The 20,380-nt window shown below is 40.7% G+C and carries 14 protein-coding genes and 1 pseudogene; 11 read left to right on the top strand and 4 right to left on the bottom strand.

What is annotated here, in order from left to right; all coding sequences use genetic code 11:
* Window positions 1-10 precede the first annotated feature (10 nt).
* Both FHS59_RS01525 and FHS59_RS01520 read left to right on the top strand, forming a co-directional pair.
* Complete coding sequence (locus tag FHS59_RS01525) at window positions 11-943, top strand: dihydrodipicolinate synthase family protein (protein WP_184492650.1); 933 nt, start codon at window positions 11-13, stop codon at window positions 941-943.
* Window positions 944-971: 28 nt separating this feature from the next.
* On the top strand, window positions 972-2,459 hold the full coding sequence (locus tag FHS59_RS01520; protein WP_184492649.1) for a sodium:solute symporter: 1,488 nt from the start codon (window positions 972-974) through the stop codon (window positions 2,457-2,459).
* An 89-nt stretch (window positions 2,460-2,548) separates the two neighbouring features.
* Here FHS59_RS01520 and FHS59_RS01515 read toward each other — a convergent pair whose 3' ends face one another.
* The 3 genes from FHS59_RS01515 to FHS59_RS01505 are packed head-to-tail and all read right to left on the bottom strand — an operon-like array spanning window position 2,549 to window position 5,359.
* A complete protein-coding gene (locus FHS59_RS01515) occupies window positions 2,549-3,934 on the bottom strand; it encodes an NAD(P)(+) transhydrogenase (Re/Si-specific) subunit beta (protein ID WP_184492648.1) in 1,386 nt (461 codons plus the stop codon).
* Complete coding sequence (locus FHS59_RS01510; RefSeq protein WP_086501027.1) at window positions 3,931-4,218, bottom strand: NAD(P) transhydrogenase subunit alpha; 288 nt, start codon at window positions 4,216-4,218, stop codon at window positions 3,931-3,933. The genes FHS59_RS01515 and FHS59_RS01510 overlap by 4 nt, the downstream gene beginning before the upstream one ends.
* A 13-nt stretch (window positions 4,219-4,231) precedes the next feature.
* On the bottom strand, window positions 4,232-5,359 hold the full coding sequence (locus FHS59_RS01505) for a Re/Si-specific NAD(P)(+) transhydrogenase subunit alpha (RefSeq protein ID WP_184492647.1): 1,128 nt from the start codon (window positions 5,357-5,359) through the stop codon (window positions 4,232-4,234).
* A gap of 497 nt (window positions 5,360-5,856) precedes the next feature.
* Between FHS59_RS01505 and FHS59_RS01500 the strand changes: the two genes are divergently transcribed.
* From FHS59_RS01500 to FHS59_RS01475, 6 genes are all read left to right on the top strand, one after another.
* On the top strand, window positions 5,857-7,323 hold the full coding sequence (locus FHS59_RS01500) for a Gfo/Idh/MocA family protein (protein ID WP_184494456.1): 1,467 nt from the start codon (window positions 5,857-5,859) through the stop codon (window positions 7,321-7,323).
* Window positions 7,324-7,431: 108 nt separating this feature from the next.
* Window positions 7,432-7,935 (top strand): DinB family protein, encoded by a 504-nt coding sequence (locus FHS59_RS01495; protein WP_184492646.1) that lies wholly within the window; start codon window positions 7,432-7,434, stop codon window positions 7,933-7,935.
* A gap of 117 nt (window positions 7,936-8,052) precedes the next feature.
* A complete protein-coding gene (locus FHS59_RS01490) occupies window positions 8,053-8,847 on the top strand; it encodes an SDR family NAD(P)-dependent oxidoreductase (RefSeq protein WP_184492645.1) in 795 nt (264 codons plus the stop codon).
* Window positions 8,848-9,074: 227 nt separating this feature from the next.
* Window positions 9,075-11,546 (top strand): DUF1549 domain-containing protein, encoded by a 2,472-nt coding sequence (locus FHS59_RS01485; RefSeq protein ID WP_184492644.1) that lies wholly within the window; start codon window positions 9,075-9,077, stop codon window positions 11,544-11,546.
* Window positions 11,547-11,549: 3 nt separating this feature from the next.
* The gene (locus FHS59_RS01480; protein WP_184492643.1) at window positions 11,550-12,989 is read left to right on the top strand and encodes a DUF1501 domain-containing protein; all 1,440 of its coding nucleotides are present in this window, start codon (window positions 11,550-11,552) and stop codon (window positions 12,987-12,989) included.
* A gap of 37 nt (window positions 12,990-13,026) precedes the next feature.
* On the top strand, window positions 13,027-14,031 hold the full coding sequence (locus tag FHS59_RS01475) for a Gfo/Idh/MocA family protein (protein ID WP_184492642.1): 1,005 nt from the start codon (window positions 13,027-13,029) through the stop codon (window positions 14,029-14,031).
* Window position 14,032: 1 nt separating this feature from the next.
* Here FHS59_RS01475 and FHS59_RS01470 read toward each other — a convergent pair whose 3' ends face one another.
* Complete coding sequence (locus FHS59_RS01470) at window positions 14,033-14,419, bottom strand: hypothetical protein (protein WP_184492641.1); 387 nt, start codon at window positions 14,417-14,419, stop codon at window positions 14,033-14,035.
* Between the two features lie 145 nt (window positions 14,420-14,564).
* On the opposite strand from FHS59_RS01470, the gene FHS59_RS01465 reads away from it, so the two are divergent.
* The 3 genes and pseudogenes from FHS59_RS01465 to FHS59_RS01455 all read left to right on the top strand — a co-directional run bounded on the left by FHS59_RS01465 (window position 14,565) and on the right by FHS59_RS01455 (window position 20,197).
* Entirely contained in the window at window positions 14,565-15,074 is a 510-nt protein-coding gene (locus tag FHS59_RS01465) for a heme-binding domain-containing protein (RefSeq protein ID WP_184492640.1), read from the top strand.
* Between the two features lie 449 nt (window positions 15,075-15,523).
* Window positions 15,524-16,939 carry a DUF6600 domain-containing protein gene (locus tag FHS59_RS01460; RefSeq protein WP_246388252.1) on the top strand — a complete coding sequence of 472 codons (1,416 nt, stop codon included), beginning with the start codon at window positions 15,524-15,526 and terminating at the stop codon, window positions 16,937-16,939.
* A gap of 120 nt (window positions 16,940-17,059) precedes the next feature.
* Window positions 17,060-20,197, top strand: a pseudogene (locus FHS59_RS01455) (VPS10 domain-containing protein).
* Window positions 20,198-20,380: the final 183 nt, after the last annotated feature.

The following is a 20,380-nucleotide window of genomic DNA, read 5'->3' as shown; positions in this document are numbered from 1 at the left end:
AACCTATTTTATGTCATTTCCAAAACCATTTCGGGGGATTATTCCTCCTATGATCACTCCTCTTTTGCCAGACTTTAGTCTGGATGAAAAGAGCTTGCCTTTGGTGATCGAGCACATGATTTCAGGTGGAGTACACGGGATTTTCATTTTAGGAACTACTGGCGAATTTGCAAGCTTGAGCTATGCTGTAAAGGAAAACCTGATTCAAAAAACCTGTGAAATTGTATCCAATCGGATCCCTGTATTGGTAGGAATAACAGATTGTTCTTTTCAGGAAAGTCTAAATTTAGCTTCTATCGCAACAAAATCAGGAGCTGACATTGTAGTTGCCACCACTCCATTTTATATGAATGTGGGACAAGACGAGCTGGTGAACTATTTCTCCAAACTTGCTGATGATGTCGACCTTCCTTTGTACTTGTACAACATGCCTTCTCATACAGGCATCACTCTTGAATTGGAATCTGTTGCAGCTTTGGCAGAGCATCCAAACATCATTGGTATAAAGGACAGCTCTGGAGATCAAGTTTACTTCGAAAGCCTATGTGACCGATTTAGAGAAGATCCTGAATTCACCGTTTTGGTGGGTCCTGAAGAAATTTTGGTGGAAACCATGAATATGGGAGGTCATGGCGGAGTCACTGGAGGTGCAAATTTATTCCCTGAATTATATGTCAAGCTTTTTGAAGCGATAGAATATCAGGACAAAGAAAAGATGCAACGCTTAAATGATGCGGTGCAATTTTTAAGCAAAAACCTTTATAGTCACGGCACCTACCAATCCAATTATTTAAAAGGTTTAAAGGCTTCTATGTCATTTGAAGGCTTATGCCAAGGAAATTTGGCTCTACCGATATGCTCTTTCAATGAAGCTGAAAAAGCGAGTTTGAAATTGAAATTTGATGAAGTGAAAGTTGCAATATCTTCCGCCCTTTCCTCTTAAACCCATTCATTAAGAATCTCTTGGACCTATGAATCTGCCAATTATTGATCTCGCGATTTTTTTGATTTACATGTTGGCGATCGTTGGTTTTGGGATTTCATTTTCTTTCAGAAAGAGAAATTCCAATGATTTCACCACCGGAGGAGGCAGACTTCCTTCCTGGGCAATTGGGATGTCAATATTTGCCACTTTCGTCAGCAGCATCAGCTTTTTGGCACTTCCAGGAAATGCCTATTTAAGCAATTGGAATGGGTTTGTGTTTAGCCTTTCGATTCCTTTGGCAGCCTTGATTGCAGTAAAATACTTTGTTCCACTCTATCGGAAACTCAATAGCGAATCTGCCTATTTCTACTTGGAACAACGATTTGGGCTTTGGGCAAGAATCTATGCTTCCATCTGCTATTTATTGACTCAGTTGGCACGAATGGGCACAATTCTGTATTTACTTGCTTTGCCCATGAATGCTCTTTTTGGCTGGAGCATCCCGATGATCATCATTATCACCGGTATTTCAGTCATTATTTATTCCATGATGGGAGGAATCGAGGCGGTAATCTGGACCGATGCCATTCAGGGAATTGTCTTAATCGCAGGAGCTTTGGCCTGTCTCTTGGTGATTTTTATTGAGATCCCAGGTGGACCATCAGAGGTTTTTATGATCGCCGAAAGTAGCGACAAATTCAGTTTGGGAAGCTTTGAATTGGATTTCACCACCTCCACTTTCTGGATGATTTTGATCTATGGCCTTTTCATCAATTTGCAGAATTTCGGAATCGACCAGAATTACGTGCAGCGCTACATTTCAGCCAAAACTGAAAAAGAAGCCATTAAATCTACTTGGCTGGGAAGTTTACTTTATGTACCGGTATCACTGATTTTCTTCTTTATCGGGACAGCATTATTTGCCTTTTACCAAGCGCAGCCAGATCTATTGCCGGAATCTCTATCTGGAATGGAAAATGCCGATAAAGTATTTCCCTATTTTATTGTTTCACAGCTTCCAACAGGCATCACTGGATTGCTTATCGCATCCATTTTTGCCGCAGGCATGAGTTCAGTTTCTACTTCTGTCAACAGTTCGGCAACGGTGATTTTATCGGATCATTTCAAAAAATACATTCAACCTAATCCTTCCGAAAAAACATCCATGCGGGTATTATGGATTTCCTCCTTGGCAATGGGTATCGCAAGCATTTTAGTGGGTTTGGCATTTAATGGCGTTGCAAGCGCATTGGATGCATGGTGGGCATTGGCGTCAATTTTTAGCGGAGGAATTTTGGGTTTATTCCTTCTTGGACTGATCGTCCAAAACACCACTAGCAAACAAGCTGCTATTGCAGTTTTAGCCGGAGTTTTGGTCATCATCTGGATGAGTTTATCGGCTTTGATTTTCACAGGTGAATTAGAACCTTTTCAAAATCCATTACATAGCAATATGACCATTGTGATGGGCACGGTCACAATTTTTATCCTTGGCTTTGTTTTAGGAGCAATCGGAAATAAGAAGAAAGCTTGACCATTCATTCGATTAAAAGAAAAAATACCTCACAAAAAAAGGCTACCCGAAAATCAGGTAGCCCAGGTATATAGGTTTGAGATAGATAATTACATTTCTTTCATTTCTGAAACTACTTTAGTGATGGTCTGCTTAGCATCACCGAATAGCATCAGACAATTTGGATAGCCAAAGAGCTCATTTTCGACACCGGCATAGCCTTTACCCATGCTTCTCTTGCTGACTATTACCGTTCTGGCTTTGTCGGCATTCAAGATTGGCATTCCATAAATCGGGCTTTGTGGGTTGTTTCTGGCTGCTGGATTGACCACATCATTAGCTCCCACGATCAATACCAAATCGGTATTTGGAAAATCATCATTGATAGATTCCATCTCTATCAGCTTATCGTAAGAGATGTTGGCTTCCGCCAAAAGCACATTCATGTGTCCTGGCATTCTTCCTGCAACTGGATGGATCGCAAATTTGAAATCGATATTTCGTTTTTCGCATTGCTCCATCAGTTCTCGAATTACGTGTTGCGCCTGAGCCACGGCCATTCCATAACCTGGAACAACAATCACAGAGGAAACAGAATCAAATAACATGGCAGTTTCTTCCACTCCGATTTCTTTTACAGTAATCGCTGGTCCATCTTCTGCACCAGCAGAAACCGTCTGACCAAAACCTCCCAGCAATACATTGACCAGAGATCTATTCATTGCTTTACACATGATCTGCGTCAGAATTATCCCCGAAGCTCCTACCAGCGAACCTGCTACGATCAGTACATTATTGTTCAGAATAAAACCTGTGGCGCAGGCAGCCATTCCAGAATAGGAATTCAACAAAGAAATCACAACAGGCATATCTGCCCCACCGATTGGAATCACTGTAAGAACTCCCAAAATCAAAGAAATAACGATCAGAGCAATGATTAAAATCGGATCAGATTGATCAATTACGGTGTAAGTTGCAGCAGCAAGAAAACTTAGAAAAAGAACCAAGTTCAAAGGATGCTGGCCTTTGAAAGTAATTGGCGATCCAGAAATATTACCGTTTAGTTTCAAGAATGCTATAATAGAACCAGTAAAGGTCACACCACCGATAAAAACTGAAACGATGATACTGATGACCGTTACCAACTCAATGGATTCCATATTGACTTCAGTGCGCAGGAAATAATCAGACAAGGCAACAGAAAAAGAGGCCAAACCACCGAATCCGTTGAACAGCGCAACCATTTCAGGCATTTTGGTCATTTCTACTTTGTTGGCATAATAGAGGCCAATGGCAGATCCAAGGACTATACATCCAAAAATCTCAACCAAAGAAATCACTTCAATCTGTAGCAAAGTTGCTACGATGGCAATAAACATCCCCAATGCAGAAAGACGGTTTCCTTGTCTTGCTGACTTGGTTTTATTCATCATTTTGATCCCCAATACAAATAAGATCGAGGCTATCAAATAGGCTATTTGTATTGAAATACTCATTTCTTCTTAAACATTTTAAGCATACGATCGGTCACAGTGTATCCGCCTACCACATTGATTGTGGCTAAAACCAAGGCGACCATTCCTAACCATTTACTGAGGGTGGTATATCCCATTTCGTTGCAGGCCAAAAGTGCTCCTACGATGGTAATTCCCGAAATCGCATTCGAACCTGACATCAAAGGTGTATGTAAGGTGGGAGGAACTTTGGCGATGAGTTCAAACCCTAAGAAACTTGCCAGAACAAGTATATAAATCAGAATTATTAATGCTTCTGAGCTCATAATTGAAAAGGTTTTACTGGTTATTTAAAATTTTCTTGGTGAATTCATGCACTGTTTTACCCTCATATGTGATCAAAACACCTTTTGTGATTTCTTCTTCACGGTCTAGGTTAAAGCCATCTTTAGAAGCAAGATGCAATAACAAGGTGCTGATGTTTGTCGCATACAGCTGACTTGCATTGGTTGGAAGCAAAGCGGGTAAATTAGATTCGCCGATGATGGTAACACCGTGTTTTACCACGATTTTATCCTTTTCGGAAATCTCACAATTTCCTCCTGACTCCACAGCCATATCCACGATTACCGCTCCTTGCTTCATCGTTTTCACCATTTCTTCAGTCACTAGAATCGGCGACTTTTTACCCATTACCAAAGCAGTGGTTATTACCAAATCAGTTTCTTTGATTTTACTTTGGATTAACTCCTTTTGCTTTCGCAGAAACTCTTCAGAAACTTCCGCAGCATAGCCACCTTCCACTTTCACAGTTTCTGCTCCTTCCACGATCAGAAATCTACCTCCAAGGGATTCTACCTGCTCTTTGGTTTCAGGCCTCACATCACTAACCTCCACAATTGCTCCTAGTCTTTTCGCTGTTGCAATCGCCTGCAAGCCAGCAACCCCAGCACCAAAAATCAAAACTTTGGCAGGGGTGATCGTACCGGAAGCGGTCATCATCAAAGGGAATATCTTACCCAAATAATTCGATCCCAAGATCACAGATTTATATCCTGCGAGATTCGCTTGGGAACTCAAAGCATCCATTTTCTGAGCACGGGAAATCCTCGGCACAGCATCCATTGAGAAAGACATAATGGATTTTTGATTCATCGCATCAAGGACTTCCGGATGATTGTATGCATACATCAGGGAAATGCATGCACCACCAGATTTCATCTTTCCAACTTCTTCAAGAGTGAAAATATTCACCTTTAAAAGTACGTCTGCCTCAAAAACCTGATCCTTAGAAGCTATAGTTGCACCTACTTCTTGATAGTCTTTATCGGAAAAATATGAGCTTTCTCCAGCTCCAGTTTCTACAAGTACTTCAAATTCTTTTTTGACTAAAAGTTTGATTACATCTGGACTCAGAGCCACCCTTTTTTCATGCTCTTTTGTCTCTTTTAAAACTCCAATTTTCATTTCTGGCTGGTTGAAACTTTAAATTATTCGCTTACTTCCTTCAATATATTCAAAGAAAGTCTGAAAAATACGCTTTGCCCACCTGCATTATCCTGATTTCTTCCTCTTTCTTGATATTTTATTCTGAATTCACACAAATCAATTATTTGTCATATTAAACCGATTTTTGCCCATTCATCAAAAAATAGAACTCGAACAACCTAAATCAAAACCAGGATTTTACTCATCTACAAAAAGATGTAAGAAAAGACAGAGATTTTTACCCTACTTACGCAAAACAGCTCAAAAGAATAAAAAAACTCCTTATACCGTTAATCATCAAAGAATACCACTTTAAAGACAAACAGGATTCAATCAAAAAGATAAATTCCTATTTTACATTCACTTATTTAACCTAATTCAAAACCCATGAAATTGAGCATTATGAAAATCATCACTTATTGGGATGTTTTTAAATGCGAGATCACATGAACCCACTGAAAAACTATAATACTCACATGAAAAACCCCAAGAAAAATTCTGAAGGTCAAACCCGCCGGGATTTTATAAAGAATGCTGCGATTGCCTCCTCATTTTTTATTGTACCAAGACATGTTCTAGGGGGCGTTGGCTTTACTTCGCCTTCTGATCAACTAAACCTCGCAGCCATTGGAGCAGGAGGAAAAGGAGCCAGTGATATCAGAAATGCATCTGTCAATGGCAGAGAAAGAGTAGTCGCTCTATGTGATGTGGATTTTTCCGGATCTGCTAAAGCTTCTGTAGAGAGATTCCCTGACGCAAAACTTTATGCGGACTTCCGCAAAATGCTTGACACTGAAAAAGACATTGACGCAGTAACTATCTCGACTCCAGATCACGTGCATGGCCCTGCGGCTAAATATGCCATGGAAAGAGGCAAGCATGTCTATGTGCAAAAGCCAATGACTCACAACATCAAAGAAGCAAGAATGCTTACTGAGATGGCAAGAACACAAAAAGTAGTTACCCAAATGGGTAACCAAGGTGGATCTAACCCGCTTCTTAACTTGGTTCAAGAATGGATCGATAAAGATCGAATCGGTAAAATATCCAAAGTAGAAGTTTGGACTAACCGTCCAGTATGGCCACAAGGAGGACCTTTCCCAAAACCAGAACCAAGTGCTAAACCAAGTGCTTTGGATTGGGATCTGTGGTTAGGCCCAGCTCCAGAAATCCCATATACTCCAGGATTAGCTCCATTCAGCTGGAGAGGTTGGTGGAATTATGGTACCGGCGCTTTGGGTGATGTAGGATGCCATTTGATTGATATTCCTTTCAGAACCTTGGGACTTCATTATCCTACCGATGCAGAATGTTCTGTGGGATCTGTTTATAGCCAAATGTGGACTCCAGATTACCACCCAGATGGTTGCCCAGCTTCTTCCTTCATTTCTTTGAATTTTGCAGCTACTCCAAAAAGTAAATCTCCTATTAATATGACATGGAGTGACGGAGGCATCCGCCCTGCTCACCCTGACATTATCCCTGCTGATCATGATATCGGTGGCGCAAATTCTGCCAATGGTGTTTTGATTATCGGAGAAAAAGGAATCATTTCTACAAACATCAATGACTCTTCTCCTTTGATGCCAAAGCTTTACCTAAATGATGGTACACAAGAATTTGGTCCTCAAACCGAGCCAAATGATGAGCCAGAATATGGACACCAAAGACTTTGGGTGGATGCTTGTAAAGCTGGATATGGAAGTACAGAACACAAAGGTTTGACTTCTTCTTTTGACTATGCAGGACCAATGACCGAAACTGTTTTGATGGGTAATCTTGCAATCAGAAGCTATATGCTTAGAAAAGAAAATGCAAAAGGCCAGATGGAATTCTACGGTCGTAAGAAGCTTCTTTGGGATGGTGACAACTTGAGAATCACCAATTTTGAAGATGCTAATCAATTCGTAACCAGAACCTACAGACCGGGCTGGGAAATGTAATGAATGCAAATTCTTAATTCACTAAACCCTTTCAAACTCGTTTTGGAAGGGTTTATTTTTTGTACTTTGGAAAAGCAATTTTCAATTCCACAGAAAAATATACCCTCTATGAAATTCTTCCTGGCAACCCTCCTATTCTCACTGGCTCAAGTGATGACGCTTTCTGCGCAAACGACCAATGAATTCTTGGTAAAACAACTTCAGTATTCCCATTCGGTAGAAAATTGGTTTGCTCCCGTCAATGTGGCCACAGAAGGACTCACTGCTGAAAAGGCAAACTGGCATGATGATTCCGGAAATCACTCCATAGCACAACTGGTTTCCCATTTAGTCTTTTGGAATGAACGATTATTAAAAGGCATCAAGGGTGAGACAGTAACTGATTTTAGCGGTGACAATGACGCAACTTTCAGCGAAATCTCTGAAGAAGAATGGATAGAAATGGTGAAAAAGCTAGATCAAATCCTGACAGAAATCGAAACAGAAAGTAGAAAAATGGAAGGCAAACAGCTAGAAGGTTGGAGCGAAACTTTGGCAAACATCGCATCTCATAATGCCTATCATACAGGCCAGATTGTTTATATCAGAAAGCAACAGGGATGGTGGAGATAATAGAATAGCCTAATAAGAAAAAAATGATATTTCCCGAATTATATCGGGTTCGTATGGGTTAACTCAACAGGTGAAAAAAAGGCACCATTTTTCTAAAACCTATTATTTTACAAACACATGGATTTAAAATTAGCAGACAAAAAAGCCTTTATCAGTGGATCTACTGCAGGTATCGGCTATGCAATTGCAGAGAGATTTTTGAAAGAGGGAGCAGAAGTAATCCTCAATGGAAGAAGTCAAGAAACTGTCGATCAGGCAGTCGAAGCATTAAAAAAAGCTACCGGTAGCAATAAAGTAAGTGGTATCGCGGCGGATTTTGGAAAAGTTGAGGAAGTCAACCGTCTTTTGGAAGCTCTCCCAGAAGTGGATATTTTGATTAACAACACAGGGATTTTTGAACCTAAAGCTTTTGAAGAAATTCCGGACGAAGATTGGTTCAGATTCTTTGAAATAAATGTCATGAGCGGAATCCGTTTAGCAAGGCATTATTTCCCAAAAATGCTTTCTAAAAACTGGGGGAGAATCATCTTTATTTCCAGTGAATCCGGAGTATTCATTCCAGATGAGATGATTCATTACGGAATGACCAAAACAGCTCAGATTGCCGTAAGCCGAGGCTTAGCCGAACTTACCAAAGGGACAGATGTCACTGTCAATTCTATTCTTCCAGGCCCAACAAAATCTAAAGGAGTTGGGGCATTTATAGAAGATCTGGCAAAATCAGGAAACATTTCTACTAAAGAAGTAGAAACAGATTTCTTCAAAAACATGAGACCTACTTCTTTAATTCAGCGTTTTGCGGCGGTAGAAGAAGTAGCGGACACAGTGGTATATTTCTCAAGTCCTTTGGCATCGGCCACTAATGGAGCGGCCATTCGAGTAGAAGGTGGCTTGGTTCGATCCATTTTATAAATCGCCTTTACAGCGAATCAAATTTTACCAACCGGGATTGAAATCGACCTCAATCCCGGTTTTCTTTTTTCACCCATTTATCAAAAGACTCCTTCATCAGGATAGCTTAATCCATTAAAACCCTTATTTTTTGGTTGAAATGTCCAAGGAAATTAATCTCTTATCAAATAGGATGATAATTCTGGACATTCACCCTGACAATTAAAAACAGGTGAATTGAATTAAGAATGCCTTCTAACCTCATAAAATCCTTTCTTAAATCATTCCTTTTGGTGACTCTTTTCTTTCTGTCCAATTCTGGATTCAGTCAAGAATTAGCTACCTCAGAGGAGAGTCAATTTTGGCTATGGTCTTTTTTGGGAAGGCTACATCCTCTTATTGTCCATTTCCCGATTGCTCTTATTATCGTTGCCGCGGTATTGGAGCTTTTTTCATTACGGAACTTCAAATCGAAATTCAGAGCAGGAATCCATTTTCTAATACTTATAGGCACTGTCAGCGCTATTCTTTCTGCGATTTTCGGCTGGCTATTGGCAGAATCCGAAGGAACAACAGGAAGTATCCTGGATTTACATAAACAATTGGGAATTGGCACATCGATTTTAAGTGCCTTACTACTCTTTCTTCTTTTGAAAGCAGATAAGTCTGCTTCAAAAAAATTGATCTCCATTTACAGAATCTCTTTGTTTTTCACTGCTTTTGCAGTTGGGCTTACTGGCCATTATGGCGGCTCTTTGACGCACGGAGAGGATTTCTTAACGGAAGTTTTACCCTTCAATTCTGAGGATTCATCCATAGAAAAAATGGAGATTGACTTAGCTTCTTATCAATCTGAACTTTCCCCGGAAAAGGAAATGAAACTGATCGGAGAAGTTCGGATGGTTTTGGCACATAACTGCTACAAATGCCATAGCGGAGCCAAAATTGAAGGGGAATTAAGATTGGATGAAAAAGAATTTGTTTTTGCCGGAGGCGAAAATGGCGAAGTTCTAACCCCTGGAAATCCTTCTGGAAGTGAGCTTATCCGGAGGATTAATTTAAAAAAGGGACACAAAGATGTCATGCCTTCCAAAGGAGAACTTCTAAGTAATCAGGAGAAGGAATTACTGGCACTTTGGATCGAAAAAGGAGCTCCTTGGCCGGATGGAGCCGCAAATCCAAGTATGTTTCGAGTTGCTGAACTCGCACCTAGAAACCCTCAATTACCTTCAGAAAAGAACAATCTTAGCAATCCAATTGACCTTTGGGTAGACCAGTATTTTGCGGAAAATGGCCTTGAATGGAAAGGCATCGTCGACGATCCAACTTACTTAAGAAGAATCTATTTGGATATCATAGGCTTAATCCCAAGTCCTGAGCAACAAGCTGCATTTTTAGCAGATCAAAACCCTAAAAAAAGGGAGATTTGGGTTGAGAGATTGCTTTCTAAAAATAAAGAATATGCCGCTCATTGGTTGACTTTCTGGAATGATGCGCTAAGAAATGATTATACCGGTACAGGCTACATTACAAATGGCCGCTTCAACATCACGGATTGGCTATATAAATCAATCGAAGCAAACAAGCCATATGACCAATTTGTAAAAGAGCTTTTGAACCCTACAGAAAAATCGAAGGGATTTATCGAAGGCATTCGCTGGAGAGGAACTGTCAATGCCAGTCAGCGAACAGAAATGCAAGCCGCTCAAAATGTGGGACAGGTTATTTTAGGTTTGAACCTAAAATGTGCTTCCTGTCATGACTCGTTTATCTCGGACTGGAAACTCGAGCAATCCTATGCTTTTGCAAATATTTTCGCAGACTCCACTTTAGAAATCAGTCGATGTGAGCAACCAACTGGTAAAATGGCCAAAACCAGAATCCTTTGGGAAGAACTGGGTGAGATTGACTCAGCTGCCAATCGATCAGAAAAACTAAAGCAATTGGCTGAAAATCTGGTGCAGCCAGCGAATGGTAGAATGTACCGAACTCTGGTGAATCGAATCTGGAAGCAGATGATGGGCAGAGGAATTGTGGAGCCAGTTGATGAAATGGACAACGAACCTTGGAGTCAGGATTTACTGGATTGGCTTGCCTCAGATTTTGTCGAGAATGGTTATGACATCAAGCGATTGATCCAGTTGATCGCTACTTCAAAGATTTACCAATCAGAATCTATCAGTGTTGATTCCCGAGACAAATTAATCGCTGAGGATTTCCAGTTTACAGGCATGGTAAGAAGAAGATTGACTGCCGAGCAATTTTCTGATGCGGTAAGCGGCATTGTTTATCCGCTTTTTGGTCCAGAGGATCAAAAATACAAACCGGATGAATTGAGTACTGAAACTGAAACTCCAGAAAATTATGTACGTGCTGCTTTTGTCGCCAATAACACATTTCTGAAATCATTGGGGAGACCGAATCGAGAAATCGTTTCCACTAGTAGAGACACGCAAGCCAGCCTTTTGCAGGCTTTGGAACTGACCAATGGAACTCAGTTGGACTCGGCTTTGATCCTTGGATCCAAGCGATGGAAACAGAGTTATGATAATACTGATACTTTGACTGATGAGATCTTTTTGAAAGCTTTGAATAGAAAACCTTCTCCAAAGGAAAAAGAAGTGGCAAAAAAGGCCTTGGGAGCAAAAGCTGAAGAAGAACAAATCCAGGATTTTCTGTGGGCAGTCTTGCTCCTTCCGGAATTCCAACTTATCTATTAATTCATGAAGAAAGGATTTAACAGAAGAGAGTTTTTAAAGCGAACCAGCGGAGCAGCGATCGCCACCATGGCAGGTGCGGCCCCTATTGCCAGTTTATTGAGCTCTTGCAAAAGCAATGGAATTTCCTCCACAGCCGACTCGGTCATTCTATTATTTATGGCTGGAGGAATGGCGCATACAGAGACTTTTGACCCCAAAAAATATACCCCATTTCGAAAAGGAATGGAATCAAAAGAAGTATTGAGCACTTTCCCAAGCGTACCGACTGTGTTAGATGGAATTCACTTTTCTGAAGGACTGGAATCGATCGGTAAAATCATGGACAAAGGCACTTTGATCAGATCCTATGTTGCTGCTGATCTCGGACATATTTTACATACTCGCCATCAATATCATTTTCATACCTGCTACGAACCTCCACAATCTGTCGTTGTACCACATTTGGGATCTTGGATTTCTAAAGAAAAAGGTCCTCTTAACCCAGTTATACCTTCTTTTATCAATATTGGTCAGCGGTTCACGGTAGGTGAAGGCGAAGAATTAAAAGCATTTCATAGTGCAGGATTTTTGGGAAGTGAATATGGACCCTTTTTAATCCCTGACCCGACTGCCGGTTTGGACAGTGTAAGACCACCTGTGGGAATGACTACCAAAAGATTTGAATCCAGAAATAAATTGTACGAGGATTTGATTGCTGCTGGACCGATGGGCGAATTTGGAAGTGATTACCAAAAAGAATCGCTGAAACGATCAATGGAGCAAGCCTATATCTTATTGAATTCTCCAGAGGCGAAAGCTTTTGATCTTAGTCTAGAGCCAGCTCAGAGTTACGAAAAATACAACACAAGCAAGTTTGGACTGGGCTGTCTTTTAGCAAAAAGGCTTGTCGATCAAGGTGCTAGATATATCACTGTGACCACAGAATACGAACCATTCTTTGGATGGGATACCCATGACAATGGTCATACCCGCTTGAAGGACATGAAAAAGATGATAGACTCGCCCATTGCTCAGTTGATTACCGACTTGGATGAAAGCGGAAAGCTTGATCGGACTTTGGTAATAGTGGCAAGTGAATTTAGCCGTGATATGCTGACAGAAGGTCGACCCGGTCTCAAAGTAAAAGATCAAGTGGAAGTACCAGACATTATCGATGACATGAAAAACTATGGAATGCACCGCCATTTCACAGATGGTTGCTCTATGTTGCTTTTTGGAGGAGGAGTTAAACGAGGCCATGTTTTCGGAAAGACAGCAGATGAAAGGCCTTGTAAAACCATTGAAAATCCAATCAAGATTGACAGCATTCATCAGACCATCTACCATGCTTTGGGGATTGCTCCAGATACGAATTATGAAATTGAAAGACGTCCATTTTACACCACTCCGGATGGGCATGGTAAAGTGGAATTCGACCTCCTAAAAGAAACAAAAAAGGTCTAAACCTGCCTATTAATCGCCTATTGTTTAAATTTAAATCATGAAGAAAATCAAAGATTCTGAAGTTCACTGGGGAGTAGTCGGCGTAGGAAATGTCTGTGAAGTAAAGTCGGCTCCAGCTATGAAAATCGTCCCAAACAGCAAACTAGTTGCTGTGATGCGGAGAGATGAGGAAAAAGTAAAAGATTATGCAACGAGGCATGGCGTTTCCAAATGGTACACTGATCCCGAAAAATTAATCAATGACCCAGAAGTAAATGCGATATACATTGCTACCCCACCCTATGCGCATTTTGAATTAACAAAATTAGCTGCTGCAGCTGGGAAACCTGTTTATGTGGAAAAACCGATGGCGAGGACTCATGAAGAATGCTTGAGGATGATCCAAACATGTCGGGATGCTGAAGTCCCTCTTTATGTAGCCTATTACCGTAGAGCGCTTCCTCATTTTGTCAAAATCAAAGAAATTATAGATCAGGGAATTTTGGGAGAAATCAGGACTGTTCACATTAACCTAAAACAAGTTTTGAAGCCAACCATTGTGGCAAATCTAGACAATAACTGGCGAGTGGATCCTGAAATTGCGGGTGGTGGTTATTTTTTCGATTTGGCCTCACATCAATTGGATCTCTTGGATTTCTTCTTCGGAGCGATTACACATGCAGACGGATTTTCATCCAATCAAGCCCAGGCTTATGAGGCTGAGGATATCGTTGTTGGAAGTTTTGCCTTTGAAAGCGGTGTCCTGGGAACCGGAAATTGGTGTTTTACAAGTTCAGAAAATGCTGAAATCGACGAGGTCACTATTTATGGAAATAAAGGAATGATCCGATTTGAAACATTTGGCAAAGGAGAATTCACTTTGGAACTTGATGGAAAACCTGCTGAGAAATTTCATTTTGAACTGCCTCCACATATTCAAGAACCTTTGATTGATAGTATTGTCGGAGATTTATTAGGAACTGATACTTGTCCAAGTTTGGGGACTTCAGCGGCTAGAACCAACTGGGCTATGGACATGATGACAATAAAGAGAATTGGCTAGTTCATACCTCGACAGACTTTTCTTTGAGGTCAAAATCAACCACCATCTTTTCTGTATCGAATAGCAGCTGTCGGATATAGAAATTTTCCAGCTTTTTATCTTGAACCAATTGGTCAAGATCTAAACTGATTTTGTTTTCCTCTTTATTCCAAATGATCCCTGGACGGTCCAATTCAACAAACTTCCCTACAAAGAAGTGGACTACAGAGCTCATTTTATAAAGAAAGGTCAGTTGCCTAGGCCGAACTTCAGTTAAAAAAAGAGAAATACTGATTCCAGATTGTTTGATTTTGACACGGTTACCCCCTAAAAATTCGATTTTGGGACTTTTCTTAGAAAATTCCTCAACGATTCTTTCTAACTCTTTTGATGTAAAAACTAATAACATGCCGACATCTTTGGGGAATTTAAGGACAAGAATTAAACCAAAAGCCTAAAAATCAGTCAAACAGGACAAATCGTCTTAAGAGTTTTTTAAGAAAAGTAGAGGTAATTTTATTTTATATTGATCAGATATTTTAAATCCCAGCCTTATGATAAAGAAAATCTCCATCGGCATTCTCGTGATTTTAATTGCCATCCAATTTATCCCCTACGAGAAAAACCTCAGCAATGATGACACATACCATATTTCGAAGTCCTATAACATTCCCGACAATGTCAATATGATCCTAAAAAATGCTTGTAACGACTGTCATTCGAACCTTACGAGATATCCTTGGTACAGCAATATTGAGCCAATCGGTTTGTTTCTAAACGATCATATTAAAGAAGGGAAAGGACACTTAAACTATTCTGAATTTATCAATCGCTCTTTGGCCTACCAAAATCATAAGTTGGAAGAAACCATTGAAATGGTGGAGGAAAAGGAAATGCCCCTACCTTCTTACACCTATTTTGGTCTACATTCAGAAGCAAAAATGACGGATGAGGAAAGGCAAATTCTAATCGACTGGGCTAAAGAACAAATGGCAATGCTAAAAGCCACTTACCCTGCTGATAGTTTGGTAATGAAAAGGAGATCTCCTCCGCCTTCTGAATAAGAAATTGGAGTTTTATCAAAGCCATAGACAAAAGTTTATGGCTTTTTTTTATTTATTTTTTTCGGGCTTCTTCATACTGATTTCTACTTTTTATAGTTTTTAAAACAAGCACTTCTTTAAAATAATGTCGATTAGCCTCCCCACTTTATTTAAAAAAATGGTAGGGATAATTTATACTTAATTAATTTTTTTAATTAATTACGATTTTTCCATCTCTATATTTAAGATAACCTTAAGAATTAATGCCTAACTTTTTGATAATTCACTCCGTTACTTAACCTTAAATGATTTTATTTTATAAAAGAGTAAAACTTGGAATGATTTTGGTTTTAGTATGCATGCAGCCTTTTTATTAAAAATCGCATCTACTTATCAGTGACTGATGAAATTGATAAAACGTCTAGCACCAAAACCTCCAACACCATTTAACAAACTAAACCACAAAAGCGATGAAACAGAAAAACTTAAAAACAGGAATGGCGGGGATCTTATTCCTCTTGCTTGGCATCGGCTTGTTTGCTCCTACGCAATCAAAAGCCGAAACCCCTTATGGTGTATCATTTCAGGTTTTTTACGATGAGTTAATGCCTTATGGAGATTGGGTAAAAGACGTGAATTACGGATACATCTGGCTACCTGCTGTAGGCGCCGATTTCCACCCTTATGGATCTAATGGTCATTGGATGATGACTGATTACGGAAACACTTGGGTATCTTATTACGATTGGGGATGGGCACCATTTCACTACGGCCGTTGGTACTTTGACGATTACTACCAAAGTTGGGCTTGGATACCTGGTTATGACTGGGGACCAGCTTGGGTAAATTGGAGAACTGGTGGAGGTTATTACGGATGGGCTCCGCTTGGCCCTGGTGTTTCGATCAGTGTACGAGTAAATATCCCTAGCTTCCACTGGGTATTTATACCATCACATAGAATCTATCATCACCATGCCTATAATTATTACGCACCGCGAAAAACCAAGGTGAGGATTTACAACAATACGACTGTTATCAATAACACAGTGGTCTACAACAATAACCGCTACGTCTCAGGACCAAATAGAAGAGAAGTGGAAAGAGTGACTAGGCGTGCCGTACCAGTTTATTCTGTAAGAGGAAGCCAATCACCTGGCAGAGCTTCTGTTTCCAGAAATAGCGTAGAAATATACAGACCTGATTTATCAGCTTCAAGAGGAAGAACTGTAGAAGCAAGACCAAGTAGAGTAGCTAGTGCCGACCAAGTGAAATCAAATCGTGCTCAATCAAGAAACAGCTATTCAACTTCACCTTCTAGAAACGCCAGAGGTACCGTTTCCTCTTCTCCTTCTTCTAGATCTGCCAATCCGGCTTCTAGACCAAGCACCAGAACTGAATCGGCATCACCAAGCAGATCAAATAGCGGCACTAGACAAGCCACTCCATCTAGAAGCGGAGGAAGTTTTGAAGCGAAACCTTATGAGCAAGGTAGAACCAAAACTACCAGCCCTGCTACTAGAAGCCAAAGTCCAAAAACACAAGCACCAAGCTCTAGGACTCAGACTTCTCCAAGTAGATCTTCAACTGGAAGAGAAAGTTCTGGTAAAGTTTCTCAACCAAATACCAGAACTCAACAAGCAAGGCCTCAGGGTGGGTCAAGAACTCAATCTTCACCTTCTGTAAAACAATCTCAAGGAAGTAGCCAAGGAAGAGTTTCTCAGCCTACAAAAAGCAGACAGTCCAGCCCAACAGTAAGATCTTCTGGTTCCAGTTCTTCTAGAACTTCAAGTTCTACACCAAGAACAAATAGCAGAACAAGTCCTACAAAAAAATCAACTTCCTCTGCCTCTACACAAAGTAGCAGCTCTCGAAGAGGAAACAATTAATAAACTAAACCAACTTAGAGCAGCAAGGTCCCTCCTTGCTGCTTTTTTTTTTGGCTTCCCAACTCGGTGGATGAATTGAATCTTTTTAAGTATTTTGTCTCTTCAACCACCAAGCAAATCATGAAATTTTTACTCACCTTTTTCCTGGCTTTCACAGGATTTATCTGCTTAGGACAAGAAGTCCAAAAAGCCGATCTCCCCATCAAATACAGAAACATCGGTCCTTTTCGAGGAGGCAGATCAGTAACAGCAACTGGAGTTGTTAGCGATCCACTCACCTATTTCATGGGAAATACCGGAGGAGGAATCTGGAAGACCACCGATGCAGGTCAGAGATGGAAAAATATCTCAGATGGATTTTTCACCACTTCTTCTGTGGGAGCCATTGCAGTTTCTGAAAGCAACCCAAATATTGTCTATGTCGGAATGGGTGAACATGCGCCAAGAGGGGTAATGACCTCCCATGGAGACGGGGTTTACAAATCTACTGACGCAGGAAAGACATGGAAAAAGCTAGGACTTGAAAAAACCCAGCATATCTCCAGAATTCAGATTCATCCGACCAACCCAGACATTGTTTATGTTGCCGCACAAGGTGCCCTCCATGCTCCAAACCCGGAAAGAGGAATTTACAAGTCCATAGATGGGGGAAAAACTTGGGAGCAGGTATTATTTGTAGATGAAAAGACCGGAGCTGTGGAATTGTCCATGGACATGAATTATCCGGAAATACTTTATGCAGCCATGTGGGAACATCAGCGGGTTCCTTGGAAAGTGATTAGCGGCGGACCAGGAAGTGGGCTGTATAAGTCAACCGACTCAGGGAAAACCTGGAAGAAAATTCACAAAGGACTTCCTGAGGAAAAAGGAAAAATGGCGATTTCTGTCTCCAGAGCTAACTCAAACAAAGTTTATGCTTTGATAGAATCAGATACCAACAAAGACCAAGGCGGGCTTTTTGTCTCTGATAATGCCGGCGAAAGTTGGTCAATGGTTAGCGGCGACAACAGACTGGTACAGAGAGCTTGGTATTACATTGAAGTTTTCGCGGATCCTAATGACGAGCACACCGTCTATGTCATGAGCGCGCCTGCTTTGCGCTCCATTGACGGTGGCAAAACCTGGGAAAATCTTCCTAGTGCTCATGGGGATTATCATGACCTTTAGATCAATCCAAAAAATTCTAATAACATGGTTTTGGCCGATGATGGTGGAGCAGCGATTTCATTTGATGGAGCTCAAACCTGGTCCACACAAGAAAACATGCCAACAGCCCAGTTTTACCGGGTCAATGTGGACAATCAATTCCCTTATAGAATTTACGGTGGACAGCAAGACAATACTTCTGTTGTCATCAATAGTCTCGCATTAGGAAGAGGCAGTATCACTACTGAACATTGGAATTATGCCGCTGGAGGCGAAAGCGCATTTTTGGCCTTTGACCCAGATGATCCACGCTATGTTTTAGGAGGAAGTTATCTAGGAACAATTGAAGTTCTGGACATGAAATCCAATGGGAGCACCAATATCATGATTGAGCCCATTCAATATCTCGGTAGAGAAGCAAGGGACATGAAATACCTTTTCAACTGGAACGCCCCAATTATCCGGTCAGTCCATGAAGAAAACACATTTTATCATGGCGCACAATACCTCCTCAAAACTGAGGATATGGGAACAAGTTGGGAGGTTATCTCTCCTGATTTGACCAGAAATATAGATGAAAAACAAGGAAATGGAGGCGGCCCATACACCAATGAGGCCGTGGGAGCAGAAAACTACGGCACACTTGCCTATGTCAAGGAATCCCCACACGAAAAAGGATATATCTGGACTGGTTCCGACGATGGCTTCGTTTACCTAACCAAAGACGGGGGCGAAAATTGGGAAAACGTTACTCCAAAAGGTCTGGAAGAATGCCTGATCAATGCGATTGAAGTTTCCCCGCATGATCCTGCAACCGCTTATATTGCTACCACTCGGTATAAGTTTGATGACAAAACGCCTGGGCTCTATAAGACAACCAATTATGGAAAATCCTGGACTAATATCAGCTCAAACATTCCTTATGGAGCTTTCACGAGAGTGGTCCGGGAAGATACCAAAGTAAAAGATTTGCTATATGCAGGAACAGAGACCGGCATGTATCTATCCAGAGATGGTGGCGCCAATTGGGAAAGCTTTCAGTTGAACCTTCCAATCACCCCAATCACTGATTTGATCCAAGCTCATGGCGATTTAATTGTAGCCACTGCTGGAAGATCCTTCTGGATTTTAGATGATTTAAACTTGGTGAGAGAAGCCCAAAAAGAAGTAGAGGCAGCACAAATTTATCAGCCTGATGAGGTGATTTTGGGAAATTGGTACAGTAGAATGAATGGCAATATTGAGAATTTTGATGGCACTGATGATTTTGCAGGCGTCAATCCGGCCAGTGGCATGGTCATCTACTACCATTTACCCGAGGATTTTTCTGATTCTACTGATCTGACTTTGGAAATACGAGATTCTAAAGGAGAATTTGTCAGGTCATTTACTTCTAAAAAGGATGAAAACTTTAAATCCTATGATGGTGGACCATCACCTGAACCGGTGCTTCCAAAGAAGAAAGGGATCAACCGATTTGTATGGAATTTAAAATACCCAACCTTGCCTGGGGTAGATGGTGCCTACATAGAAGCTAGTTATAGCGGGCATTCTGCAATTCCTGGTGAATACAAGATCTTACTGACCACTGAAAATGGTAACGCAGAAACGACAGGAGTAATTTTAGAAAACCCTTTGTATGAAATCAGTGACTCACAATATCAGGAATACCATGAGTTCATGGGTAGCATGGAGCAAGAGCTCACATTGATGCATGACATGGTCAACAAAGAGAAAGAATACCAAGATCAATTAGCCGCTTTCCTCAAAAAAATAAAAGGAAAAACGGATTACTCAACCATCGAGGAAGCCGGTCAAAAATTGATGAAAGCACTAAAAGAATGGGATGAATCGATGATCCAGCGAAAATCAAAAGCCTATGATGATGTGGAAAATTTCCCGAACAAATTCACGGCAAATTATTTCTATGTGATCAATCAATCGAATAGTTCTATCCCAAAGATCAACGAAGGATCAAAAATGAGAAGAGCAGAACTTGAAAAAGAATGGGACAAATTGAAAGAAGAGGGAGATCGGTTAATTCAAGAAGAAATCCCAAAATTCAATAAATTGGTTCAAGAGGCTGGAATCGGAATTCTGTTTGTGAAGTAAGCTATTTGCATTCAATAAAAGAGGCTGTCTCAAAAGTCTAAAATTTGTCAGCCTGAGCGGAGTCGAAGGCTTTTTGAAAGGGAATAACCGACATTTCGACTTCGCTCAATGTGACAAAAACCAATTATGAGACAGCCTCTTTTGTTTTTTTAAGAGAATTTTGGCCACAATTACCAAATAAAA

The organism is Algoriphagus iocasae, assembly GCF_014206875.1.
Lineage (GTDB): Bacteria > Bacteroidota > Bacteroidia > Cytophagales > Cyclobacteriaceae > Algoriphagus > Algoriphagus iocasae.
The sequence above is the reverse complement of the archived record's forward strand: the minus strand, read 5'-3'. Positions and strand labels throughout refer to the sequence as shown.

Bases quoted from the DNA above. Each gene is read 5' to 3' on its own strand.
- FHS59_RS01485 (WP_184492644.1), top strand. From the start codon at position 9,075: ATGCCTTCTAACCTCATAAAATCCTTTCTTAAATCATTCCTTTTGGTG.
- FHS59_RS01490 (WP_184492645.1), top strand. From the start codon at position 8,053: ATGGATTTAAAATTAGCAGACAAAAAAGCCTTTATCAGTGGATCTACT.
- FHS59_RS01470 (WP_184492641.1), bottom strand. From the start codon at position 14,419: ATGTTATTAGTTTTTACATCAAAAGAGTTAGAAAGAATCGTTGAGGAA.
- FHS59_RS01465 (WP_184492640.1), top strand. From the start codon at position 14,565: ATGATAAAGAAAATCTCCATCGGCATTCTCGTGATTTTAATTGCCATC.
- FHS59_RS01495 (WP_184492646.1), top strand. From the start codon at position 7,432: ATGAAATTCTTCCTGGCAACCCTCCTATTCTCACTGGCTCAAGTGATG.
- FHS59_RS01460 (WP_246388252.1), top strand. From the start codon at position 15,524: ATGAAACAGAAAAACTTAAAAACAGGAATGGCGGGGATCTTATTCCTC.
- FHS59_RS01520 (WP_184492649.1), top strand. From the start codon at position 972: ATGAATCTGCCAATTATTGATCTCGCGATTTTTTTGATTTACATGTTG.
- FHS59_RS01500 (WP_184494456.1), top strand. From the start codon at position 5,857: ATGAAAAACCCCAAGAAAAATTCTGAAGGTCAAACCCGCCGGGATTTT.
- FHS59_RS01525 (WP_184492650.1), top strand. From the start codon at position 11: ATGTCATTTCCAAAACCATTTCGGGGGATTATTCCTCCTATGATCACT.
- FHS59_RS01475 (WP_184492642.1), top strand. From the start codon at position 13,027: ATGAAGAAAATCAAAGATTCTGAAGTTCACTGGGGAGTAGTCGGCGTA.
- FHS59_RS01510 (WP_086501027.1), bottom strand. From the start codon at position 4,218: ATGAGCTCAGAAGCATTAATAATTCTGATTTATATACTTGTTCTGGCA.
- FHS59_RS01480 (WP_184492643.1), top strand. From the start codon at position 11,550: ATGAAGAAAGGATTTAACAGAAGAGAGTTTTTAAAGCGAACCAGCGGA.
- FHS59_RS01505 (WP_184492647.1), bottom strand. From the start codon at position 5,359: ATGAAAATTGGAGTTTTAAAAGAGACAAAAGAGCATGAAAAAAGGGTG.
- FHS59_RS01515 (WP_184492648.1), bottom strand. From the start codon at position 3,934: ATGAGTATTTCAATACAAATAGCCTATTTGATAGCCTCGATCTTATTT.